This window comes from Pseudoalteromonas sp. SIMBA_162 (genome assembly GCF_046535955.1).
Taxonomy (GTDB): Bacteria; Pseudomonadota; Gammaproteobacteria; order Enterobacterales; family Alteromonadaceae; genus Pseudoalteromonas; species Pseudoalteromonas marina.
Genome location: NZ_JAWJBQ010000091.1, coordinates 1 through 424 on the forward strand (window position 1 = coordinate 1; position 424 = coordinate 424).

The window sequence follows — 424 nt, forward strand, 5'->3', positions numbered from 1 at the left end:
GCCACCTGGTGGCGATCTGATCGACTGCTCGGGGTGGCAGGTGCCGCCCCGTTTTCCTGTTTTCATTGGGTGATTTCGTACATGTTCAGACCCTTGCCCATCTTCATCGGCGCGCGCTACACCCGAGCCAAGCGCCGCAACCACTTCATCTCGTTCATCTCGATGACCTCGATGATCGGCCTGTCGCTGGGCGTGCTGGCGATGATCGTGGTGCTGTCGGTGATGAACGGCTTCGACCACGAGCTGCGCACCCGCGTGCTGGGCATGGTGCCGCATGTGCGCGTCGAGGCGCGTGACAGCGTCACCGACTGGGAGACGCTGGCCGGCAAGCTGCGCGAGAAGCCGCATGTCGTCGGCGCGGCGCCCTATATCGAGCAACAGGGCATGTTCACCACCAACGGCCGCAACAAGGGCGCGTTGGTCA

General features: G+C 63.7%; 1 protein-coding gene. It reads left to right on the plus strand.

Going from position 1 to position 424, the window contains the following annotated elements:
- Window positions 1-162 precede the first annotated feature (162 nt).
- The coding region (locus R0J88_RS18845) for an ABC transporter permease (RefSeq protein ID WP_410900703.1) at window positions 163-424 on the plus strand (262 nt) is incomplete at its 3' end.